At 51.5% G+C, this 22,504-nt stretch carries 18 protein-coding genes and 2 pseudogenes; 13 read left to right on the forward strand and 7 right to left on the reverse strand.

Annotated features, from left to right (window positions below; all coding sequences use genetic code 11):
* The first annotated feature begins 6 nt into the window (after positions 1 to 6).
* The 11 genes and pseudogenes from LA337_09365 (at position 7) to LA337_09415 (ending at position 13,833) form a co-directional block, all read left to right on the forward strand.
* Positions 7 to 369 carry a phage tail protein gene (locus LA337_09365; GenBank protein UBI17873.1) on the forward strand — a complete coding sequence of 121 codons (363 nt, stop codon included), beginning with the start codon at positions 7 to 9 and terminating at the stop codon, positions 367 to 369.
* A gap of 247 nt (positions 370 to 616) precedes the next feature.
* Positions 617 to 3,919, forward strand: coding sequence for a phage tail tape measure protein (locus LA337_09370; protein ID UBI17874.1), 3,303 nt, complete (start codon positions 617 to 619; stop codon positions 3,917 to 3,919).
* Positions 3,920 to 4,252: a phage tail protein gene (locus tag LA337_09375; GenBank protein UBI17875.1), complete on the forward strand. Its 333-nt coding sequence runs from the start codon at positions 3,920 to 3,922 to the stop codon at positions 4,250 to 4,252.
* Between the two features lie 8 nt (positions 4,253 to 4,260).
* Positions 4,261 to 4,956 carry a phage minor tail protein L gene (locus LA337_09380; GenBank protein UBI17876.1) on the forward strand — a complete coding sequence of 232 codons (696 nt, stop codon included), beginning with the start codon at positions 4,261 to 4,263 and terminating at the stop codon, positions 4,954 to 4,956.
* Positions 4,957 to 4,967: 11 nt separating this feature from the next.
* Positions 4,968 to 5,702: a C40 family peptidase gene (locus LA337_09385; protein ID UBI17877.1), complete on the forward strand. Its 735-nt coding sequence runs from the start codon at positions 4,968 to 4,970 to the stop codon at positions 5,700 to 5,702.
* A complete protein-coding gene (locus LA337_09390; GenBank protein ID UBI17878.1) occupies positions 5,600 to 6,277 on the forward strand; it encodes a tail assembly protein in 678 nt (225 codons plus the stop codon). The genes LA337_09385 and LA337_09390 overlap by 103 nt, the downstream gene beginning before the upstream one ends.
* Before the next feature lie 71 nt (positions 6,278 to 6,348).
* A complete protein-coding gene (locus LA337_09395; GenBank protein UBI17879.1) occupies positions 6,349 to 9,735 on the forward strand; it encodes a host specificity protein J in 3,387 nt (1,128 codons plus the stop codon).
* A gap of 53 nt (positions 9,736 to 9,788) precedes the next feature.
* Positions 9,789 to 11,741 (forward strand): prophage tail fiber N-terminal domain-containing protein, encoded by a 1,953-nt coding sequence (locus LA337_09400; GenBank protein ID UBI17880.1) that lies wholly within the window; start codon positions 9,789 to 9,791, stop codon positions 11,739 to 11,741.
* Between the two features lie 11 nt (positions 11,742 to 11,752).
* Entirely contained in the window at positions 11,753 to 12,340 is a 588-nt protein-coding gene (locus tag LA337_09405; protein UBI17881.1) for a DUF4376 domain-containing protein, read from the forward strand.
* A 183-nt stretch (positions 12,341 to 12,523) separates the two neighbouring features.
* Positions 12,524 to 12,804: pseudogene (locus LA337_09410) on the forward strand (DUF4113 domain-containing protein).
* A 57-nt stretch (positions 12,805 to 12,861) separates the two neighbouring features.
* Positions 12,862 to 13,833 (forward strand): hypothetical protein, encoded by a 972-nt coding sequence (locus LA337_09415; GenBank protein ID UBI17882.1) that lies wholly within the window; start codon positions 12,862 to 12,864, stop codon positions 13,831 to 13,833.
* On the opposite strand, the pseudogene LA337_09420 reads toward LA337_09415, so the two are convergent.
* A pseudogene (locus tag LA337_09420) lies at positions 13,826 to 14,489 on the reverse strand (SOS response-associated peptidase family protein). The gene LA337_09415 and the pseudogene LA337_09420 overlap by 8 nt on opposite strands.
* A gap of 862 nt (positions 14,490 to 15,351) precedes the next feature.
* On the opposite strand from LA337_09420, the gene LA337_09425 reads away from it, so the two are divergent.
* Together LA337_09425 and LA337_09430 are read left to right on the forward strand one after the other, a co-directional pair.
* Positions 15,352 to 15,780 carry a hypothetical protein gene (locus LA337_09425; protein ID UBI17883.1) on the forward strand — a complete coding sequence of 143 codons (429 nt, stop codon included), beginning with the start codon at positions 15,352 to 15,354 and terminating at the stop codon, positions 15,778 to 15,780.
* A gap of 799 nt (positions 15,781 to 16,579) precedes the next feature.
* Complete coding sequence (locus tag LA337_09430; GenBank protein UBI17884.1) at positions 16,580 to 16,792, forward strand: hypothetical protein; 213 nt, start codon at positions 16,580 to 16,582, stop codon at positions 16,790 to 16,792.
* Between the two features lie 190 nt (positions 16,793 to 16,982).
* On the opposite strand, the gene LA337_09435 is transcribed toward LA337_09430, so the two are convergent.
* The 6 genes from LA337_09435 to rluE all read right to left on the reverse strand — a co-directional run bounded on the left by LA337_09435 (position 16,983) and on the right by rluE (position 22,429).
* Entirely contained in the window at positions 16,983 to 17,651 is a 669-nt protein-coding gene (locus LA337_09435; GenBank protein ID UBI17885.1) for an SOS response-associated peptidase, read from the reverse strand.
* Between the two features lie 469 nt (positions 17,652 to 18,120).
* Positions 18,121 to 19,491 (reverse strand): adenylosuccinate lyase, encoded by a 1,371-nt coding sequence (gene purB, locus LA337_09440; protein UBI17886.1) that lies wholly within the window; start codon positions 19,489 to 19,491, stop codon positions 18,121 to 18,123.
* Between the two features lie 3 nt (positions 19,492 to 19,494).
* Positions 19,495 to 20,136 carry a high frequency lysogenization protein HflD gene (gene hflD, locus LA337_09445; GenBank protein ID UBI17887.1) on the reverse strand — a complete coding sequence of 214 codons (642 nt, stop codon included), beginning with the start codon at positions 20,134 to 20,136 and terminating at the stop codon, positions 19,495 to 19,497.
* Between the two features lie 34 nt (positions 20,137 to 20,170).
* Positions 20,171 to 21,277, reverse strand: coding sequence for a tRNA 2-thiouridine(34) synthase MnmA (mnmA, locus tag LA337_09450; protein ID UBI17888.1), 1,107 nt, complete (start codon positions 21,275 to 21,277; stop codon positions 20,171 to 20,173).
* A 53-nt stretch (positions 21,278 to 21,330) separates the two neighbouring features.
* Entirely contained in the window at positions 21,331 to 21,792 is a 462-nt protein-coding gene (locus LA337_09455) for an NUDIX hydrolase (GenBank protein UBI17889.1), read from the reverse strand.
* 13 nt (positions 21,793 to 21,805) lie between these two features.
* Positions 21,806 to 22,429 (reverse strand): 23S rRNA pseudouridine(2457) synthase RluE, encoded by a 624-nt coding sequence (rluE, locus tag LA337_09460; GenBank protein ID UBI17890.1) that lies wholly within the window; start codon positions 22,427 to 22,429, stop codon positions 21,806 to 21,808.
* Between the last annotated feature and the right edge of the window lie 75 nt (positions 22,430 to 22,504).

Here is a 22,504-nt window from a genome sequence, read left to right on the forward strand (position 1 = left end):
TACATCATGTCTGAATTTAGCCTCTCCGAACTGAAAAAGGCCCTGCTCAGCGCAAAACCCTCTCCAATTAAAACCGAAATCTTCGGTACAAAGGTTTACCTTCGCCGGCTGACGGCGGCTGAGCTTATTGATCATGAAGATGCGCTCATCGAGGCACAGACCTCTGGCAACGCCCGCATGGCGTCAGAGCTGAGCGTACAGATTGTTATCGACAGTCTGGTTCAGCCTGACGGCTCCCCGATTAAAGCCAAAGACAAACCCACGGCGAAGGAGCTGCTGGCGGCACACGATAACGTTGCGCTTCTGGATGCCATCGACAAAGTGAAAAAGCACGGCATCGGTAAGCTGGAAACCGCCGAAAAAAACTGAGTGACTCGCCCTGGCTGGAGCTGATTTTCTGGCTGGCCGACCGCTGGGGCGAGCCTGACCCGTCAAAAATTGCGGCACTTCCGGCTGACACGCTTTTTCACTGGCGTGCTTTCTTCCTCAAACAGGGCATTTTCAAAAAGCCTTCGCCAGAAGGTTCTGACAATAACCCGCCCCCTGTTAAATCACCCGCAGCAGCGAACCAGAGTCTGGATGCGCAGTGTGCGGCAGTCATGAAGGTATTAATGTAATGGGTGACGTTGCCTCTCTTGCCGTTGGGCTGCATCTGAATGCAGCGAACTTTAAATCGCAGCTGATGAGCGCCTACGGCAGCGCTGAGAGTCAGTCACGCCAGTTTAACCGCAATGCCCAGGCCGATGCGAAAAAGACGGAGGATGCCTATAAGCGTGTTTCTGCTTCGGTATCGGGGCTGGCAGGCAGGCTGGCAGGTTTTGCCGGGGCGGGTTTATCGCTGGGTACCATTATCAGCACCACGCGGCAGTACAGCCAGTCGTTGTCGGATTTGCAGGCTATCACCGGTGCCACCAGTGCGCAGATGAAACTGTACGATCAGGCGGCGCAGGAAATGGGCCGCACAACGGAATACAGCGCATCACAGGCCGCTGAGGCGATTAAGCTGATGGCTTCGGCAAAGCCTGAACTGCTGAGCACCTCTGCGGGGCTGACGGCGGCGACCAAAAGCGCGTTAACGCTGGCCCAGGCCGCTGGGACCACGCTTCCGGATGCCACCCGAACGCTGGCCCTGTCATTAAACCAGTTTGGGGCGGGAGCCAGTGAAGCCGACCGGTATATCAACGTGCTGGCTGCTGGCGCGAAATTTGGCTCGTCGGAGATAGCCGATACTGCTGCCGCGATTAAAAATGGCGGGGTGGCAGCGGCACAGGCTGGCGTGGGTTTTGAAACCCTCAATGCCGCCATACAGGTAATGGCGGAGCGCGAAGTGAAAGGCGGCGAAGCCGGGACCGCACTGCGCAACGTGATCCTGAATCTGGAGAAAGGAACGGATAAGACCCTGAAGCCTTCTGTTGTCGGGCTGAGCCAGGCGCTGGAGAATCTGGCGGGAAAAAACCTGTCAACAAAACAGGCCGTAAAGCTGTTCGGGGTGGAAAACCTCAGCGCAGCATCCATCCTGGTGCAGAACCGCGAGAAGGTGGAGTCGCTGACCGCCGCCCTGACCGGTACGCAGACCGCGCATGAGCAGGCCGAAATCAGGGTAAATAACCTGAACGGCGATCTTCTCAGCCTGACTTCGGCTTTTGAAGGTCTGATTATTAAGGTAGGACAGAGCGGAAACGGCCCGCTGCGCAGTGGTGTTCAGACCGTTACCGATGCCATTAATGGCCTGACGGATAATTTCAATACAGTAGCTAACGTTGCGCTGTATACGCTGATTCCTGTTCTGGCGACAAAACTGACGGCAGGTATCAGGGGGAACATCGGTGCCTGGGTTGAGCAGCAGCAGGCAGTCAGGGCCAGCGCGATGGCGCAGGCCGATATGGCGCGAAAAACGCTGGAAAGTACCGCTGCCACGCTGGCGCAGAATAACGCAGAATTCGGGCGTTATCGGGAAATGGAGAAAAGCGCCAGGCAATTTGGCCTTAACGTGAGTTACCAGAGCGAGTTTAACCGCTTAATTCGCCAGGAAACCGAGCAGACACTGCTCTCCACCCAGGCAAAGAGCCAGCTGAATGCAGCCAATAAACAGCTTTCCGTTTCAGCCCGCGCAGCCTCTGCAGCGGTAGGTATGGCCAGAGGGGCGCTGGCACTGTTGGGCGGTCCTGTGGGCGCAGCGATGCTGGCCGGTTCGGCGCTGCTCTATTTCCATAATCAGGCGAAGAACGCCCGCCAGTCGGCGATTGACCTGAAAAATGCTGTTGTTGAAACGAATGAAGAACTCAAAAAACTGTCGCTTAACCAGCTCAACGTGAAGCAGTTGGACATTGATGAACAGTTTGAGAATCAGGTTATTCAGCGAAATAAACTGATTAAAGAAATTCAGGATGCGGAAAGCCGTATTGATGGATTGAGTGGCTTCGATCCGTTCGGACAACTTAAAGGCGTACAGAACGATAAAACCCGCTACAAAGGGGATCTGGATGCCGTTGAACAGGGGTTAAAACTCCTCAAAGAACGGCAAAAAATTGTCAAAGAGGCCATAGAACAAGCTAAATCAGGGAAACTCGATCCCACACCGAAGCCGGATAAACCAGGGAATGAAACAGGGAGCGATAAACCTGATACCCCCTGGACCGGGGAAGGCGGGGATACTGGAAAGGGGCAAAAGTCGAAGGTTAACCAGTATGAGCAACTGCGGCGTGAAATCGAAGCGGCGCATGCCTCCAGTCTCGGACGTATCAACCTGCAGGAGCAAGAAAGCGCCAGAAAACTTCTTGAAGCCGCCCGCGCTGACGGAGCCAGCGAGGCTGATATTCAGAAGACTTTGCTGCTGAATGCTGAAAACTATCAGAAACAGCGCCTCGAACTGGCAGAACAGTATGCGCCAGCCAGAGCAACTCTTACGAAAGAGCGTGAAGCGAGCCAGGAGCTGAAGTCGCTCCTGAATGCCCGTCTTCTGGATGAAAAGGAATACCAGACGGCCAGAATCACGCTGGCACAAAGTACGGCCCGCGAACTGTTACAGGCACAGGCAGCGGCAATGTCTGCCCCTCTGATTGATATCGCCGGGATGGTTGATCCGCTGGCAGAACTGCGCAATCAACTGGCCGAGCATCAGTCACTGCTGCAGGCGTTTTACCAGAACGATGCGATCAACAAAGAGCAGTACGAACTGTTGAAGCAAAAGGCGGATAAAGATTCCGCTGATGCGCAGTACCAGACGGCGGTGGAGCTTTATAAGTCGCAGGGAAACCTGAACAGCCTCGCCATTGGCCTGATGGAAACCACCCAGGAGCGAACCTCCAACATGCTGACCGGCATGCTGAATGGTACACAGACACTCCGGGACGGGATGATTGGGTTATTTGCCTCCCTGACACAGTCGGTGATTAAAAACCTTGTCGATATGGCAGCGCAGGCGCTGATTACCAACACCATCCTGAAATCCATCATGGGTATCGGCGGCAGTCTTTTTGGCGGCGCAGTCACCGCGAGCACCGGCACGGCCATCAGCAGTTTTGGCAGCAGTTTTAGTTTTAATGCGAAGGGCGGTGTTTATGACTCACCTTCATTAAGTGCCTACAGCAACGGCATCTATGACAGCCCGACCCTGTTTGCTTTTGCAAAGGGGGCTGGCGTGTTTGGTGAGGCTGGTCCGGAAGCCATTATGCCTCTGGCGAAAACGACTGACGGTACGCTGGGTGTCAGGGCGCTGGGTGACCCTGGTTCTTCTGGTGGTGGTATGAATGGGGGGATTGCTTATTCACCTGTGTATCACATTGCCATTCAGAATGACGGACAAAACGGGGAGATAGGGCCGCAGGCATCGCAGATGCTGGTCAAAATGATCGACACGCGTGTCATGAGTATCCTGAGAACTCAGGGCCGCGATGGCGGCATGCTGGCGGGAGGATAAGTGAAAACCTTTCATTGGGCACCCAGGGAGGGGATGCAGTCGTCTGTTTCCCCTTCGGTGACAACCATTAAATTTGGGGATGGTTATGAGCAACGTCGCCCGACCGGACTCAACCATCAGTTAATTAACTTCCAGCCTGTTTTCCGTATCACGTCGGACAATTCCCGCACCGCACTTGAAGCGTTTCTGGCGGAGCACGGGGGATATAAAGCCTTTCTGTGGCGACCACCAAAATACAACCGCACGATTAAAGTTGTCTGCCGAGAGTGGTCTGTTACGGACAACGTCACGTATTCCGATTTCAGCTGTAAATTTGAGCAGGTCATTGCTTAAGGATCCTTATGCAGGATATTCCTCAGAACACCCTCAACGAAACCACGAAAACCGAACAGTCGGCCCGCATTGATTTGTGGGAAATCGACCTGACGGCCTTTGGTGGCCAGCGTTACTATTTTTCAAATGAACTGAATGAGAGGGGCGAGCCGGTCACCTGGCAGGGCCGGAAGTATGACGTTTACCCGATACAGGGAACCGGGTTCGACCTGGTAGGGAAAGGGACTACCGCCCGCCCGACGCTGGCGGTGTCGAACCTGTTTGGCATGGTTACGGGACTTGCGGCAGATATGCAGAGCCTCGTCGGGGCCACGGTGGTAAGGCATGTTGTGTACGCCCGTTTTCTCGATGCGGTGAACTTTACAGGCGGCAACCCGGAGGCCGATCCGGAACAGGAAGTAGTCAGCCGCTGGGTGATTGAACAACTGTCAGAGCTGAAAGCCACCACGGCGACCTTCGTACTGGCCACACCGACCGAAACGGACGGCAGCGTGTTTCCGGCGCGGATCATGCTGGCTGATGTCTGCAACTGGACCTACCGTTCTGAGGAGTGTGGGTATGCCGGGCCGCCTGTGGCGGATGAATTTGACAAACCCACGGCAGACCCGGCAAAAGATGTCTGCAGCAAATGCCGTACCGGCTGCGAGCTGCGTGATAACCTGCCGCGCATCGGCTGCTTCCTTTCGATTAACCGTCTTTCCTGATGGATACACCCATGAACAAAACTATCCTGGCGCATGCCGCTGCGTGTGCGCCGGCTGAATCGTGCGGCTATGTGGTGAAGACACCTGCCGGGGAGCTGTATTTTCCCTGCCAGAATCTTTCCGCTGAACCGACAATGTATTTCCGCATGGATCCGGCAGATTACCTTCAGGTGCAGGCGGCAGGCGATGTGGTGGCCCTGGTCCACAGCCATCCCGATGGACTGCCGTTTCTCAGCGATGTTGATCGCCGCCTGCAGGTTCAGAGTGACCTGCCGTGGTGGCTGGTCTGCGATGACCGGATATACAAATTTCGTTGCATGCCGTTTCTCACCGGGCGGGCATTTGAGCATGGCGTGACGGACTGTTACACCCTGTTCCGCGATGCGTACCATCTGGCCGGTATTGAGATGCCGGATTTTGCGCGGAAGGAGGACTGGTGGAAGCAGGGGGATAATCTGTATCTGGATAATCTGGAGGCGACCGGTTTTTACCGGGTGAATGCCACAGAGGCCCAGCCCGGAGACATTCTGATTTGTTGTTTTGGTTCATCGGTTGCCAACCATGCTGCGATTTACTGCGGCGACGGCGAACTGTTGCACCATATTCCTGACCAGCTCAGTAAACGCGAGAGGTATACCGACAAATGGCAACGCCGCACACACTCGATATGGCGACACCGGGCATGGCACGAGTCTGCCTTCACGGGGATTTACAACGATTTGGCCGCCGCTTCAGCCTCAGTATAAAAACGGGGGCCGAGGCCATTTACGCGCTGGCCATGCAGGTTCCGGGCTTCCGGCAGAAAATGAATGATGGCTGGTATCAGATACGCATTGCGGGCCTGGATGTGAATGAAACCAGCCTGTCAGCCCGTCTGCACGAGCCGCTGCCGGACGGTGCCATTATTCATATTGTCCCACGCATGGCTGGGGCTAAATCCGGTGGTCTGTTCCAGGTGGTGCTGGGAGCAGTAGCAATAGCCGCGTCCTTTTTTACAGCAGGGGCTTCACTGGCCGCCTGGGGAGCAGCGTTATCTGCCGGTGCTATTTCGGCATCCTCGGTTCTGTTTTCTATGGGGGCGGCCATGATGCTGGGTGGTGTGGCGCAGATGCTGACGCCGCAGGCAAAAATCCCCTCGTCCCGGCAGACCGATAACGGCAAACAGAACACCTGGTTTTCGTCGCTGGACAACATGATGGCGCAGGGTAATGCCCTGCCGGTGTTATACGGTGAAATGCTGGTCGGATCCCGCGCGATCTCCCAGGAAATCAGCACACGGGATGAAGGTGGCGGGGGGCAGGTGGTGATCATCGGTCGCTGACTTACTGCAGCATATTTGTATTTACACAGAACCGCCTCCGGGCGGTTCTGTCGTTTCAGAGGGAACAGATTATGGGTAAGGGTGGTGGCAGCAGTAAAACACCGCATGAGGCTCCTGACGACCTGAAATCCAGTCAGATGCTGACGGTAGTTGATGCCATCTGCGAGGGGCCGATTGAAGGTCCTGTGGACGGGCTGAAGAGTGTCAGAATTAACAAAACGCCGGTCCTCGACAGCGACGGTAACGCGATGGTTCATGGTGTCACCGTGGTTTACCGCGTGGGGGAGGATGAGCAAACCGCGATGGAGGGATTCGAAGACTCCGGGGCGGAAACCCTGCTGGGTGTGGAGGTGAAGAAGTCAGAGCCGGTAACCCGCACGATTACCACTAAAACGCTGGACCGTCTGCGCTTTACCTTTGGTGTGCAGTCGCTGGTCAGTACCAGTACCAAAGGCGATCGCAACCCGACCAGCGTACAGATGCAGATCCAGTTTCGCCGGGAAGGTAAGTGGCAGGTGGAACGGAATATCACCATTACAGGTAAAACGACCACGCAGTTTCTGGCATCTGTGGTGATTGATGATTTACCGCCCCGACCGTTTGAAGTCCGCATGCTACGCCTCACTGATGACAGTACGACAGACCTGCTGCAGAACAAAACGGTGTGGTCGGGCTATACCGAAATTATCGATGTGAAACAACGTTACCCGAATACCGCTGTTATCGGCGTAAAAGTGGACGCGGAGCAGTTTGGCAGCCAGCAGGTCACGCGAAACTATCTCCTGCGCGGGCGTATTGTGCCGGTGCCGTCAAATTACGACCCGTTAACGCGGACTTATACGGGACTCTGGGACGGGACGTTTAAACCCGCCTGGACAGATAATCCGGCCTGGTGTGTGCTGGATATGCTGACTCACCCGCGCTATGGCATGGGAAGCCGCATTGGTGTTGCCGATGTGGACAAGTGGGCGCTGTATGCCATTGCACAGTACTGCGATCAGCCTGTCCCTGACGGTTTTGGCAGGACTGAGCCGCGTATCACCTGCAATGCGTATCTGACGGAGCAGCGTAAAGCGTGGGACGTGCTGGGGGACTTTTGTTCCCTGATGCGCTGCATGCCGGTCTGGAACGGCAGCGCCCTGACGTTTGTACAGGACCGGCCCGCCGATAAAGTCTGGACTTATACACAAAGTAATGTGGTCATGCCCGCTGACGGTGCGCCGTTCATCCACAGCTTCAGCGCACTGAAAGAGCGCCATAATGCCGCCGAGGTCCGTTACACCGACCCGAATAACGGCTGGGAAACGTCCACCGAGCTGGTGGAAAACGATGCTGCCATCCGGCGCTACGGTCGCAACGTTCTGAAGATGGATGCGTTCGCCTGTACCAGCCGTGGGCAGGCGCACCGCGCCGGACTGTGGGCCATCACCACCGAATTGCTGGAAACACAGACGGTGGATTTTTCCGTAGGGGCTGAGGGATTACGCCACGTTCCCGGCGATATCATTGAGGTCTGCGACAGTGATTATGCCGGTGTGACCGTGGGCGGACGCGTCCTGTCGGTCGACAGCCTTACGCGCACGCTCACGCTGGACCGTGAGGTGGAGATACCGGCAGGCGGCAATGTTGTGCTGAACCTAGTGGGCAGCGATGGCCAGCCTGTTACCGTAGCAGTTACCGCACATCCGGCTCCGGACCGCGTGACCGTCAGCCAGTTACCCGATGGCGTGGCGGCGTACAGCGTGTGGGGGCTGAAACTGCCGGACCTGCGCCAGCGCCTGTTTCGCTGTGTGGCCATACGGGAAAACGATGACGGCACGTATGCCATTACCGCCGTACAGCATGTTCCGGAGAAAGGATCCATTGTGGACAACGGGGCGACGTTTGATCCGTTTCCGGACACCGGTATAACGAATACGCCGCCTGCCGTACAGCACCTGACCACAGAGATTCTGGCAGAGGAGGGGCAGTATCAGGCGCGGGCGCGATGGGATACCCCGCGTGTGGTTAAGGGGGTTAACTTCTCCCTGCGCCTGACGGTGAAAGCGGAAGATAACAGCGACCGGCTGGCCAGCAGCCTGACCCTGACAAAAACGGAGCACACTTTCCGTAACCTGACGCCGGGACGTTACACCCTGACGGTCCGGGCAGTGAACAGCCAGGGCCAGCAGGGCGACCCCGCCAGCACGGATTTCAGCATCGCCGCACCCGCAGTACCGTCTTATGTTGAACTGACTCCCGGCTATTTCCAGATAACCGCCACCCCGCGCCAGGCGGTATATGACCCCACAGTGCAGTATGAATTCTGGTTTACGGATACGCAGATTGCCGATATCCGCCAGGTGGAAACCGATGCGCGTTATCTCGGCACCGCGCTGTACTGGATTGCAGCAAACGCGAATATCAAACCCGGCAAGGATTATTACTTCTATATCCGGGCCGTGAACCAGGTCGGGAAATCGGCGTTCGTGGAGGCTAAAGGGCAGGCCAGCAACGATGCGGCGGGTTACCTGGATTTCTTCAAAGGGGAAATCACCGAAAGCCATCTTGGGAAAGAGCTGCTGGAGAAGGTGGAGCTGACGGAAGACAACGCCAGCCGGCTGGATGAGTTTTCGAAAGAATGGCAGGACGCGAACGACAAATGGAATGCCATGTGGGGCGTGAAGATAGAGCAGACCAAAGACGGGAAGCACTATGTGGCTGGTCTGGGCCTGAGCATGGAAGACACGGAAGAAGGGAAGGTAAGCCAGTTCCTGGTGGCAGCAAACCGTATCGCGTTTATCGACCCGGCAAACGGTAATGAGACCCCGATGTTTGTGGCTCAGGGGAATCAGATATTTATGAACGAGGTGTTCCTCAAGTATCTGACGGCTCCCACTATCACCAGCGGCGGGAACCCGCCGACCTTTATGCTGACGCCTGCCGGCAGGCTGACCGCCCGTAATGCGGATATCAGCGGCCATATCAGTGCAAACTCTGGTGCTCTCAACAATGTGACCATTGAGGAAAACTGCACCATCAAGGGGACGATGCGGGCAGAGAAGATTGTTGGCGATATCGTTAAAGCAGTTGGAGGGGCTTTCCCCGGTACCCCGCGTTACCCGAATGGAACCCTCACGGTCCAGATACAGGATGATCACGATTTTGATCGGCAGATAATTATTCCCCCCATCACTTTTGCAGGAGCAAGTGGGCAATCAGCCACAAGTAATGACCGGTGGACAGATTGTGGGCTTGTTGTGAAGCACAACGGCAGAGAGATATACAACGCATATCCCGCAATTCCAACGAAATCATTCAGTACAGTCATTGATATGCCAGCAGGATCTGGAAATGTGACCCTGAGTTTTACGGTTTCATCTAAGGGTAATGGTGGTGGTGGTGATAGCCCGGCTTTTATCAGTAACCTGCTGGTCATGGTGGTGAAGAAGAACAGCACAGGCATCAGCATTTACTGATGACTGAATCCCAAAACGAGCGCTCATTCGGGCGTTTTTTTTATGGAGGAACTATGGCAGTACTTATCTCTGGCGTATTAAAAGACGGAGCGGGGAAACCGGTACAGGACTGCATCATCCAACTGAATGCGAAGAAAACCAGCGCGACCGTTGTTGTGGAGGTTATGTCATCCTCTGTTACGGACGCGAACGGCCATTACAGCATTGAGGCTGAACCGGGTTATTACAGTGTGTCATTGCAGCGGGAAGGTTTTCCTCTCTCAGTGGCTGGCGATATTTACGTGGCCCCGACCGATACGCCGGATACCCTGAATGCGTTTCTCGATGCGCCAAAGGACGCGGACCTGCGTCCGGAGGTGATGAAACGTTTTGAGGAAATGGTAAACCGCGTAGTGGATTTGAGCGGTACAACAGAGAAGGATCGGGAACGAGCCGAACTGGCCGCACAGTCAGCGGAGCAGAGTAAAGACGCGGCAGCGTTGTCTGCAACGGCTGCGGCAGAGTCACAGCGCCAGGCGGCACTCTCTGCGGGTGCTGCTGATGATTCTGCCCGGTCTGCTGCAGATAATGCCCGACAGACCGCGCAGAACGTTCTGGCCAGCAGTGCAGATGCTGACAGTGCGGCAAAGTCGGCACAGACAGCGACGGAAAAGGCCGGAAAGGCAAAGATCGCCGCTGATGCGGCACAGAAAGCGCAGCAGGAGGCAGGCGCTTTGGCACAGTCTGCAGCAGGGAGTGCCGGAAGTGCATCTGCGTCAGCACAAACAGCAGGTGAGCATGCCGGTAATGCAGCCGCATCTGAAACCTCAGTGCGTGAAAACGTCCTCACGGCTATACAGGCTGCAGAACAGGGGGATAACAGCGCTGCAGCTGCAGCGCTAAGTGAACAGCATGCCAGGGAGTTCTATGAAAAGGCTGCTAAATCAGAGACTGAGGCAGCAGGCAGTGCACAATCGGCTTCCTTAAGTGAAGCATCAGCATTGCAGGCTGCGAAAACTGCTGAGAATCAACAAAATGCAGCCACTGAGAGTGCCACTCGCGCAGAGCAGGCCAGAGATGAGGCCCTGACGCTGCGCGATGAAGCTCAGGAAGACACCCTGAATGCCCGGAACAGTGCACAGGCTGCTGCTGCCAGTGAGAAAGAAAGTGGACAGGCAAGGAATGAAGCACAGCTCCTTGCTGAACAGGCCAGAAGTGCAGCCTCAAAAGCCGCCGCTGATACCATTAAAGAGATACAGGAAAGTGAAGACCTCAGTGGTCCGCCAGGTCCGCAGGGGCCAGCAGGTGCAAAAGGTGAAAAGGGTGACAAGGGAGACATCGGGTTAACGGGGGCAACAGGACCAATTGGCCCTGCTGGTCCGCAAGGACAGGCAGGTGCAAAAGGCGAAAAGGGTGACAAGGGAGACACCGGGCTAACGGGGTCTACAGGACCAATAGGCCCTGTAGGTCCGCAGGGGCCAGCAGGTGCAAAAGGTGAAAAGGGTGATACCGGATTAACGGGGGCAACAGGACCAACTGGCCCTGCAGGTCCGCAGGGACCGGCAGGTGTAAAAGGGGATAAGGGAGATAAAGGGGATACCGGGTTAACAGGACCACAGGGACCACAAGGACCTGTAGGCGCTAAGGGTGCAACAGGAGCTACTGGACCACAAGGACCAGTAGGTGCAAAGGGAGCAACAGGCGCTACGGGACCGCAAGGGCCGCAGGGACCAGCAGGCGCACCAGCGGGTGCTCTTCATGCTGTAGGTTCGTTTGCGCTGGCATATATGAGTGTTGGAGCACCTCTTGCCCCAGGCGCAACCGTTGCAGGGGGGAGTCTCAAGGCTTGCGGCATTATTTTTCCACCGGATCGTTATAGTACATACACTATTGATGCCTACAGGTCGGGTGTTCAATATGGGCCTTACCCTCTTCCGGGGACGTGGCGAGCTTGCGGCATTATCTCAAACCAGTGGCCAAACGGTACTACTTCGCATTATGTAGGTCTTTTTCAGAGAATTTCATAAAAGGAGATTGTATGAACATTGAGGGCATTCAGGCTCCTGAGTGGGCGAATAAAGAACATACAGCGATTAACTGCAGGGTTAAATTTGCAGAGTTTGATGAGTTTCTGCCGTTCACTGCATGCCCGAATGATTTTGAGGAGCATGGACGCCGTATCTACAGCGAGCTTGAATCAGGAAAGTATGGACCTGTCGCCCCTTTTATTGTGACTGACAGGATGGTGGAGGATTTACGAAATCAGAAACTGACTGAAATCAGCAACTGGCGTGACGTTCAGGAAAGCGCCAACATTATTTTTGAACTGGACAATCGCCGGTGGGATGGAGGCAAAGCGTCGCAGGAGCGCCTTGCGCCCGTGGTTATGGCTGGCAGCTCAGGACAGTTACCGGAAGGGTTCTTCTGGACGGATGCGGATAACCACGATGTTCCGGTGAATTTTGCGTTCCTGCAACAGCTTGAGGCGGCGATGATGCAGTCAATGGTGATGCATGGCTTCAGAATTCACGAACGGCAGAGGCAGATGAAATCGGAGGTAGCGTTACTTACAGATATTAATGCAATTGCTGAATATCCAGTTGGTTGGCGTGAAAGTAAGCAATGAGCTGGTTCATCTTTCTAAACGTTTAATGATGCGTGTAATCGATAACCTCTTAATACAAACCATCTACAGAGTATCCAACCTGATTAAAAGACTTGGTAGCGGAGTTACTCTTTTTCCTCAAAGCCCACATACGTGGGCACTAGTGCTTCAGTCATGAATCAGCCACATATCAGCATCTTCAAACTGAATGCAATATAGAGAGACGGGCACAGATATCAGAAAACTGGGGTAATGCTAGGGGACTTCTTCAGTCAAGGCATCGCACAGTTGAATCTGTTCGATGATAATGCGTCTCGCCGGGGTAGTGAGAAGTTGATGGAATTTCTGGATCGCCTGAATGCAAAGGAAGGCAAGGGGGCGATATTTTTTCAGGGCAGGGTCTTGAGCCGAATCGGTTGATGAAACGTGAAATGCTTTCTCCACGTTATACAACACGGGATACTGATATTTTGACAGTTCGATAAATTGTATATAGATTGTCATGAACGAGGCATACCTTCTAATTAATGGATTATTTAAGCATGAGCAACGTCGAGACGAAACAGTCTTCTAAAGGAACCAAAAATACAGCAGCAAACAAGGCTAATGATGATCCAAGAGGATTGCCAGAAGAAGTGCGTAACATTGCTAATGAAATAGAGGAGAAAAAGCGCAACAAATCTATTGCTTCTATTGTGAGTATTATTGGGGTGTTGTTTATTATATTTCCATTAGGTTCTATGGTTATTCCTTTTTTCTCCAATATCTGGCCTAGTTTTATTGGTGTGGCTCTTTTGGCTGGCGCGTATGCTTATTATTCGCCGATTTATAATGGCGCAAATAAAACAGAAAATAGCTTTGTTGGTGTGGATTACAAATATAGCTCGGTTAGCAGTGTAGAGAAGTATATTGACGAGAAGATTTCTTTGCGTTTTTCTGAGATAAATCAACCAAAAAGTGATGAGGTTGATATGGATTCGCTTAAAGGGAAAGGGGTTGATTATGCAGGGCACTCTTTAAGATTATTAGCAGTCTTGCAGGCAAAGGCTGATGCAGCAGATGAAAAAGCTTCAATTTTATTACAGAGAGGGGTCGCTTATACAAAATTTGGAATTGCATACTATTTAGTGTCAATAATAATTTGGCAGTTTATTTTTTTTCATAATGGCTATAAGAAAGAGTACTTATGGGGGATTGCATCATGCTCTTTTTTATTTCTTTTTATTGAGTTTCTAAGTGCGTGGTTTTTGAAGCAATATAAAAACTTTACTGATAATTCAGTATATTTGCTTAAGGTTAAGTCTATTTTTGATAGATATCTTTTAATATACCATTTGGAAAATAATAAGGATGGTGGTGGTAATGAAAAACACGAATTTACTATTGCTGCCTTAAGTAAGGATATAATGTGGCCTGATGTCTCGGTCATAGAAAGTAAAGAAGATACATTTAGTAAAGAGGCTGTAACCTCTATAACAGAGGCAATAAAATCAATAAAAAAAGCACCTAAATAGCTTTAGTACTATTTTTAAAATCAATCTGCAGTACTTTGCCCTGATTTTTCACATTCCCGACGGCACGCGTTAAGGCATGCCATATAAATTTATCAGCCGACACGGAACCGTCGGCCGCAATTCCGCAGCTTCTTTCCCTCCAGTGTCCTGCCTCATCCATTCGCGAGCGGCTTCTGGTGCCAGTACCAGTGGCCGCCTGGCGTGAATATCTACCAGTCCTTTGTCGGCCGCAGTTGTCACTATCAGGAAACCTTCTGCTTCATCTCCACGTTCGAATGGTGTGCTGCAGATCGCCGCCATAAAAATCGGCTGACCATCTGCCCGGTAAATAAAGTAGGGTTGTTTCTTGTCGCCCACCTTTTTCCACTCAAACCATCCATCAGCAAAGCAAATTGCGCGGCCATGCTGCCAGAGTGGTTTAAACATTCTGCTGGTGGCCGCAGTTTCAGACCGTGCGTTAATGAGCGGCGATTTATCCCACCAACCGGGGGGGTATCCCCAGATAACTGGATCAAGATGCAACTGCTCATCACGTTCGCTCAGAAGCAGACTTTTGTTCCGGTCGCTACGTTGAATCTTCCGATGGATTCTGGACCGTATTGAATGTAGCGTTTTGATTTATCAGCGAACAGAACAAGATAATCTTCATGCCTCATTGACTGTCAAAAGCGTCCACACATAGAAACCTCCAGCCAACTGTCAGACTGAAAGTATAGGGCAGTAAGAAAAAGTGGTGCGCACCGTTAAAGATTTAAAAGGAGTTTGTAAGGTAAATCGGAATGATGATTTTGTGAATTGATGATTTCCAAAAGTGAAAAAGATACTTAATCATTGTGTGCTAGCGATCCGGGGGTAACATTTGACGGAGTTATTCCCCCGTAATTCCTCATTACTTCCCCGTACAGAAAACAGGCAAAAAAACCGGCCTTAACAGGCTGGTTCCTAGAGGATTTTTGGTTGGCACGAGAGGGTTTGAACCTCCGACTCCGCATTCTATGAAGATTAATATATATATTTCAATTGGTTATAATTTTTCAGGTGTGCTGCTATTGGCTAAAATCCGTCAATTACTATCCGGTAGAGTCAATGCGCAATTGCGCGTGAAAGGCTTCCCCAAAAGACAATAACCCGTGATACTTATGTTGAATGTGAGCAAGCTGGTAACGAATATTTAGCGGGGCTTCAACCTACACTGTAGAAAAGCTAACTACACCTTACATGAATTAAGTCATGATTGGGGCAGGTAAGAAACGTGGAGGCTATGAGATTACTCAGTAGTAACCGTAGGGAATCTACACCTTCCGGCCTCTCAGGAAAAAAACATTCACTACGCTAATTCTGATCGGTCCTCTCAACAAAAAATTTTTACAAATTAAAATAATTCATGAAAAAGATAATCCTTTTATTTCAATGAGTAGCCCTTTTTAGTTGCTAGACCTTCTATCAGGACACTATTCGGTCTGCAGTCGCGTATGGCATAATTAGTTTTTATTCTTTTAAATACAGGAACTAACAGAAATGGGTCTATTTAATAACAGTGAATATGATCGCTTGAAAGAAGATTTTAACATTCTGAAATTCACTCTCAACTTAGAAGAAATGAAAGCAGCTCACGCTATCAACTTCTCAGATATGAAATACAGCATTGGTAAGGCTTGCGGCCTGATCGACGCTGTAGGCACTCTGGTAGAGGATAAGTTAATCTCTACTGCTTCCAGCCTTTTTGATCTGGTAGAAAATGACATAGTAGAGGCTATCATTCAGGCCAACAAATCACACCGGGTGATCCTTGAATCTATGGAGGCTTTCAGCCCTTCTATCAGTGCGGCTTATATTCAGCACTTATCTAAGGATGATTTACCACTTCACACGCAAGTTAATAACACTAACGATCTGATTCGTCAGTGTATGAACATGGTTGATAGTTTCCGGAACATGTTTCGTTAAAAGCAACAAGTGTCCTATAAATAGAAATAACCATTTCCTGTATATCCCTTTTATTGACCATTACCATAGAAGGGATTATTTATGTCTATAAAAATGCTCACGTCCTATGAGTTACACGGGGTTAAGGGATCTTATGATGGTTCCTACTCAGCCCAAACAACCACACCGGTTAAACCAGTTAGTAACGAGATTTTGACGGGTGTTGGTTTAATCAGAAACACATCAACCGGTACGTGCTAACCCACGAAATGCAGGGCCGCAGGTACGCTAATTCCTGAAAAGGGAAAGGCACAATCAACGGTGCGGAAATTGCAGAGAAACAAAGAGTTTTTTCTTTACGGAGTATTGCCGGGAATGTGTAGCCTCTGAAAAAAAGAGAGTGCTGGAGAAGCAAACCATGTTTGCCTCTTCTATGGTGTACGTTCTTGACCTTTAGGCACGTAGCGCAGCATGGATAGCATAGGCGATTTATCGCCGTTCTAGACTTTAGCTTTGCGCGTCATGGTGGCGTCAGGGATTAAGAAATATTTGTAGCTAATATCACATAATGCGAATTGACAATATGAGGAATAACCAAAGCGGGTAAGCATGGGAGCGAACATTGTGACTTCACAAATTACTTTGGTAGAAAAGGGGTCAACCATCATGGCTAACCCCCTGATCTATAGCGTTAGTCCGTCGGCATGAGAGAATTCGAACCTCCGACCCTCGCCACCCCATGACGGGGAAAAGCATGTACGGTACAAAATCCTGATTGATGGCTGAAGTATACTTTGCACACCACAAAAAAGGAGTCTGTATGAGGCCTAAAACTGCGGCTGGCTATGCAAAAATTGCTAGGGAATCAGTTGAACGTAACTCTATTAGAGAAGAGTTTCGTGATTTTTTGAAAGTAAGAGGGCTTGAGAGAAACGAACAAAACGCCCATATGTTTGCGTTTGGGAAAACTTATAATTCTAACGATAGGGTTAAGCTTGTGCAGATTCTAATGTCAGGAATCTGGCTTGGTTGACTCTTTTATGTGAAGTGCCTAATAGATACTGGCAGCTGTTTTCCTCTCTTAAACGGTTATCAAAATCAAAAAACAAGTACTGATAATCAATGGGTTAGATGAATGTCAAAAGTGAGTCTTTTTATAGGGGCTTCTTAGGTTGTTAATGTTCATCAGATGGATATATTTGAACCATCTAACTACTGCTGCGTCATATTGGCTGAATTAACTGTGAGCCTTGATTTTTCACATTCCCAACGGCACGTGTCACGGCGTGCCATATAAATTTATCAGCCGGCATGGAACCGTCGGTCGCAATTTCCGCAGCTTCTTTCCCTCCAATCTCCTGCCTCATCCATTTGCGAGCGGCTTCTGGTGACAGTACCAGTGGCCGCCTGTCGTGAATATCTACCAGTCCTTTGTCGGCAGCAGTCGTCACTATCAGGAATCCTTCAGCTTCATTTCCACGTTCAAATGGTGTGCTGCCGATCGCCGCCATGAATATCGGCTGGCCATCGGATCGATGAATGAAGTAGGGCTGCTTTTTGTCACCTTCCTTTTTCCATTCGTACCAGCCATCAGCAAAGCAAATTGCGCGACCATGTTGCCAGAGTGGTTTAAACATTCTGCTGGCAGCCGCAGTTTCAGAGCGTGCATTAATTAGCGGTGATTTATCCCACCACCCGGGGGCGTATCCCCAGATAACTGGATCAAGATGAAGTTTCTCGTCACGTTCGCTCAGCAGCAGAACTTTGGTGCCTGGCGCCACGTTGAATCGTCCGATCGGTTCCGGGTCATATGGGATATCACGTTCAGCTTCTTCAGCGAGCAGGGCGAGATAGTCCTCGCGTGTCATTGACTGTGAAAAGCGTCCACACATAGAAACCTCCAGCCAACTGTCAGACTGAAAGTATAGGATATTGAGTAGAACGATAGGATTTGAACCTCCACACCACTAATATTCCATTATAGCTTTTAGCTTCTCGAGGTTGCTAAATGGCCGATAGACCACAACCCATTTTTACTTTTTTGGGGGCAAATTTGGGGGCAAAAATCAGTTTGGGGCATGATTTGGGGCGATAAAATGACTCATATTGCCCGCAATTGTCCAAGACGGTTTTTTATTAACTGGTTGATTTTATGGTAATTAACTGTGTTTGCTGAATTTACAAAATCAATTTTATAGTCTAACGCTGATTATGTGGCTGTGGGGATAAACATTTAATAAACCGCGGGAAGGGATAATGTTCCGGGCGATAAAAAGCCGGAGGCGCTGACGCTTTTCCGGCTTGCATACGACATAAACTGATGGCCGGAACAGGCGCAATTGCCCTCCGGCGTATTACAGATTACTTAAGTTCATCAACCATTGTGACGGCGCGACCAATGTAATTGGCTGGCGTCATTGCTTTCAGGCGCGTTTTCTCGTCTTCCGGCAAAGCCAGACCGTCGATAAACTGCTTCATACCTTCGGCGTCAACGCGTTTGCCGCGGGTCAGTTCTTTCAGTTTCTCGTATGGTTTTTCAATACCATAGCGACGCATCACGGTCTGGATTGGCTCAGCCAGAACTTCCCAGTTATGGTCCAGTTCATCCAGCAGATGATCGCGGTTCACTTCCAGTTTGCTCACACCCTTCAGCGTGGACTGATAGGCGATCAGCGCATAGCCAATACCGACGCCCAGGTTGCGCAAAACGGTAGAGTCCGTCAGGTCACGCTGCCAGCGGGAAACCGGCAGTTTGCTCGCCAGATGCTGCAGTACCGCGTTAGACAGCCCCAGATTTCCTTCGGAGTTTTCGAAATCGATTGGGTTCACCTTGTGCGGCATAGTGGAGGAACCAATTTCACCCGCGATGGTTTTCTGTTTGAAATGGTTCAGCGCCACGTAACCCCAGACATCGCGGTCGAAGTCGATCAGGATAGTGTTGAAACGGGCGATGCAATCAAACAGCTCGGCAATGTAGTCGTGCGGCTCGATCTGAGTCGTGTATGGGTTCCACTGGATACCCAGCGAGGTGACAAACTCCTCGCTGAACTGATGCCAGTCTACTTCCGGGTAAGCGGCAATGTGGGCGTTATAGTTACCCACGGCACCGTTGATTTTACCAAGAATTTCAACCTGGTTGAGCTGGCGATACTGGCGCTCCATACGGTAAGCCACGTTAGCCATTTCTTTGCCCAGCGTTGACGGGGTGGCTGGCTGACCATGGGTACGGGAGAGCAGGGGAATATCGCGATATTGTACGGACAGATCTTTCACCGCGTCGATAAGCTTACGCCAGTACGGCAGAACCACTTCGTCACGGGCAGTTTTCAGCATCAGCGCGTGAGACAGGTTGTTGATGTCTTCTGAGGTACACGCGAAGTGGATGAACTCGGAAACGGCGTGCAGTTCCGGGATATCCGCCACTTTCTCTTTCAGGAAATACTCAACTGCCTTCACGTCATGGTTAGTCGTACGCTCAATGGTTTTGATGCGCGCTGCATCTTCTTCATTGAAGTTAGCGACGATCGCATCAAGGAAACCGATTGCGTCGGCAGCAAAAGCAGGAACTTCCTTGATCGCTGCGTGCGCGGCCAGTTTTTGCAGCCAGCGTACTTCAACCTGTACACGGAATTTCAGCAAACCGTATTCGCTGAAAATCCCGCGCAGCGCGCTGACTTTATCGCCGTAGCGTCCATCGACAGGGGAAACGGCGGTCAGTGAGGATAATTCCATAGATCACAACTCCGGGGTTAAATGAGCAAGAATTTGTTTTGCCTGAGTCGTCAGGCGATTACGAGAAAACATGAGTTGCAGACGGCCTCCACCAACCTGATGCCAGAGCACGGCAGCACGGATACCAGCCAGCAGCGAAGCGCGTACTTTAGCCTGAACCTGTGGGCTCTGAAGGATGGCCGGGGAGCCCGTAACCTGAATACGCGGGCCGAGTGGGCTGATGACGTCAACATAAATGCCTGCCATCGCACTCATCAACGTTTCAGACTGCAAGTCAAAATGGTCCAGCTGGCGCTGCAAACCGTTGATACGGTCTCCCAGCGTGTCCATAGCGCCTTTAGCGGCTGACAGCTTACGCTCCAGCACCATCAGGCTTAACGTGTAGCGGGTGAGTTCCGCGTTCAGCCCCTGACGACTACTGGCATTGAGCACGCCGAGCATCGTTTCCAGACCTAAACGCAGGTTGGCCTCGCTACCGCCAAACACGCCCAGCGTAGAGCTGGGATTCATGTCGATGACACTGTTCAGTGAAACGTGTAATGCATCGGCATCACAATGCCCCTGGTGCGCCAGTTCTTGTACCAGGCGTGCCGACTGGCAAATACCTGCCAGGGCGAGGGTGATGTCATAATAATTCTTTGCCACGTTCACTGCTTCCTTGTATCAGATGTGTAAGTAATTATACCGGCAGAGGCAATCGTTGTTCGATAATGCCGCCGCCGAGGCACACTTCACCATTGTAAAAGACAGCCGACTGACCCGGCGTTACCGCCGCGACTGGCTCGTCGAAAATGACTTCAATACGCTCAGCATCCAGCGCTTTAACGGTGCACGGAATATCGGTCTGACGATAGCGGGTTTTCACCGTGCAGCGCATTGTGCCGGTGAACGGTTCGCGATCAACCCAATGCAGCTGTTGTGCCACCAGGCCGACGGACATCAGGCGCGGGTGTTCATGACCCTGAGCAACCACCAGAATGTTGTTCTCAACGTCTTTATCCACCACATACCACGGATCTTCCGTACCTTCTTTCGTCCCACCAATGCCCAGCCCTTTACGCTGACCCAGAGTGTGGTACATCAACCCCTGATGCTGGCCAATTTCTTCGCCATCAACGGTGATAATTTTGCCTGGCTGAGCCGGCAGGTAACGGCCGAGAAACTCGCGGAACTTACGTTCGCCGATGAAGCAGATACCGGTGGAGTCTTTTTTCTTGGCCGTAATCAGACCGAGGTCTTCGGCAATTTTACGCACCTGTGGTTTTTCCAGTTCACCTACCGGGAACAGGCTTTGCGCGATTTGCTCATGGCCGAGCGTGTAGAGGAAATAGCTCTGGTCCTTGTTGCCATCCAGCCCACGCAGCAGGCGGCTTTTGCCGTCGACGTCGGCGCGGCGCACGTAGTGACCGGTGGCGATGTAATCGGCACCTAAATCTTCGGCGGCAAACTCGAGGAAGGCTTTAAACTTGATTTCTTTATTGCACAGAATATCCGGGTTCGGCGTACGGCCCGCTTTGTACTCTTCAAGGAACAGTTCAAAGACGTTGTCCCAGTATTCTGCGGCAAAGTTGACGGTATGCAGTTCAATGCCGAGTTTGTCACAGACCGCCTGCGCATCCGCAAGATCGGCAGCCGCTGTGCAATATTCCTCGCCATCGTCCTCTTCCCAGTTCTTCATGAACAGGCCTTCTACCTGATAACCCTGTTGTTGCAACAGCCAGGCAGAAACGGAGGAATCGACACCGCCGGACATGCCGACGATCACTTTTTTTGGGCTTTCAGACATAGGAATACTCACGACATTGAACTTCAAGGCGGCATATTCTAGCACGCAGCCCTTTACTTGACACCCTCTGTAAACGGCCAGTTAAATTCGCCAATCATCGCCAGTGGATAGCGCTGTCCGCTCTGATAACAGAGAATGCTCTCGGCAACCAGCGGCGAGCGCAGGTTTGGTGCTGAAAGAATCTCTTCCGCGCTGACCCAGCGACAGCAATCTATATCGCTGTCATGAGGTTCAGTAGCGCACATATTGGCAAGCTCGATAGAAAACAGAAAACGTAAAAAGGGCGTTTTGTCTGGCGCAATCCATTGATGCATTCGAATGAAATGTTGTGGCTGTGCTTTGATACCTGTCTCTTCCCACAGCTCGCGAGCGGCGGCTTGCACTAAAGTTTCATCCGCTTCCAGGTGCCCGGCAGGTTGATTCCACAGGGCTTTGCCATTGATTGTTTCCTCAACGACTAAAAATTTGTCTTCTGCATGCACAATGCAGGCGACCGTAACGTGTGGTTTGAACATACCTGTTCCTTATTCAGTTAGTTGCATCCCGCCACTCGCCATTGGCGAGATTGTCCAGCGTGTAATCTCCCATGGCATAGCGGATAAGGCGCAGCGTAGGAAATCCAACATGTGCTGTCATACGACGTACCTGGCGATTGCGGCCTTCATATAAAGTCACTTTCAGCCAACGGGTGGGGATATTTTTCCTCTCCCGAATAGGCGGGTTTCTCGGCCATAGCCATGTGGGTTCTTCTACCATCTCAATGCCAGCAGGCAGCGTGGGGCCATCATTGAGCGTAACGCCAGTGCGCAGGGCTTCCAGCGCTTCGGGCGTAGGTTCTCCCTCAACCTGAACGTAATAAATCTTCCCCGTGCGCTTGCCGGGTTGCGTTAACCGCGCCTGCAGCGCGCCGTCATTGGTCAGCACCAAAAGACCTTCACTGTCTCGATCGAGTCGGCCAGCGGCATAGATTCCTGGTACGGGAATAAAATCTTTTAACGTGCTTCTGCCTGCCTCGTCAGTAAATTGTGGCAAAACATCGTAGGGTTTATTGAACAAAACCACGCGTTTTGGCTGGTTTTCTTTACGCTGCTTAGTGACTTGTCGTGAGCTGAATCGCTCAACCCGGTGATTTCTAAAAGAAGTTTTTTGCATGGTATTTTCAGATTATATCAATTGCCGCATTATAGCCTAAGAACGAGTGTCTTTCATGGCGGCGAACAATAGGGT

Origin of the sequence: Citrobacter europaeus, assembly GCA_020099315.1 — a bacterium.
Lineage (GTDB): Bacteria > Pseudomonadota > Gammaproteobacteria > Enterobacterales > Enterobacteriaceae > Citrobacter > Citrobacter europaeus.

What these genes read in the sequence shown, in the direction of transcription:
- LA337_09365 (UBI17873.1), top strand. Translation starts at nt 7, where the DNA reads ATGTCTGAATTTAGCCTCTCCGAACTGAAAAAGGCCCTGCTCAGCGCA.
- LA337_09370 (UBI17874.1), top strand. Translation starts at nt 617, where the DNA reads ATGGGTGACGTTGCCTCTCTTGCCGTTGGGCTGCATCTGAATGCAGCG.
- LA337_09380 (UBI17876.1), top strand. Translation starts at nt 4,261, where the DNA reads ATGCAGGATATTCCTCAGAACACCCTCAACGAAACCACGAAAACCGAA.
- LA337_09385 (UBI17877.1), top strand. Translation starts at nt 4,968, where the DNA reads ATGAACAAAACTATCCTGGCGCATGCCGCTGCGTGTGCGCCGGCTGAA.
- LA337_09390 (UBI17878.1), top strand. Translation starts at nt 5,600, where the DNA reads ATGGCAACGCCGCACACACTCGATATGGCGACACCGGGCATGGCACGA.
- LA337_09395 (UBI17879.1), top strand. Translation starts at nt 6,349, where the DNA reads ATGGGTAAGGGTGGTGGCAGCAGTAAAACACCGCATGAGGCTCCTGAC.
- LA337_09400 (UBI17880.1), top strand. Translation starts at nt 9,789, where the DNA reads ATGGCAGTACTTATCTCTGGCGTATTAAAAGACGGAGCGGGGAAACCG.
- LA337_09405 (UBI17881.1), top strand. Translation starts at nt 11,753, where the DNA reads ATGAACATTGAGGGCATTCAGGCTCCTGAGTGGGCGAATAAAGAACAT.
- LA337_09415 (UBI17882.1), top strand. Translation starts at nt 12,862, where the DNA reads ATGAGCAACGTCGAGACGAAACAGTCTTCTAAAGGAACCAAAAATACA.
- LA337_09425 (UBI17883.1), top strand. Translation starts at nt 15,352, where the DNA reads ATGGGTCTATTTAATAACAGTGAATATGATCGCTTGAAAGAAGATTTT.
- LA337_09430 (UBI17884.1), top strand. Translation starts at nt 16,580, where the DNA reads ATGAGGCCTAAAACTGCGGCTGGCTATGCAAAAATTGCTAGGGAATCA.
- LA337_09435 (UBI17885.1), bottom strand. Translation starts at nt 17,651, where the DNA reads ATGTGTGGACGCTTTTCACAGTCAATGACACGCGAGGACTATCTCGCC.
- purB (UBI17886.1), bottom strand. Translation starts at nt 19,491, where the DNA reads ATGGAATTATCCTCACTGACCGCCGTTTCCCCTGTCGATGGACGCTAC.
- mnmA (UBI17888.1), bottom strand. Translation starts at nt 21,277, where the DNA reads ATGTCTGAAAGCCCAAAAAAAGTGATCGTCGGCATGTCCGGCGGTGTC.
- LA337_09455 (UBI17889.1), bottom strand. Translation starts at nt 21,792, where the DNA reads ATGTTCAAACCACACGTTACGGTCGCCTGCATTGTGCATGCAGAAGAC.
- rluE (UBI17890.1), bottom strand. Translation starts at nt 22,429, where the DNA reads ATGCAAAAAACTTCTTTTAGAAATCACCGGGTTGAGCGATTCAGCTCA.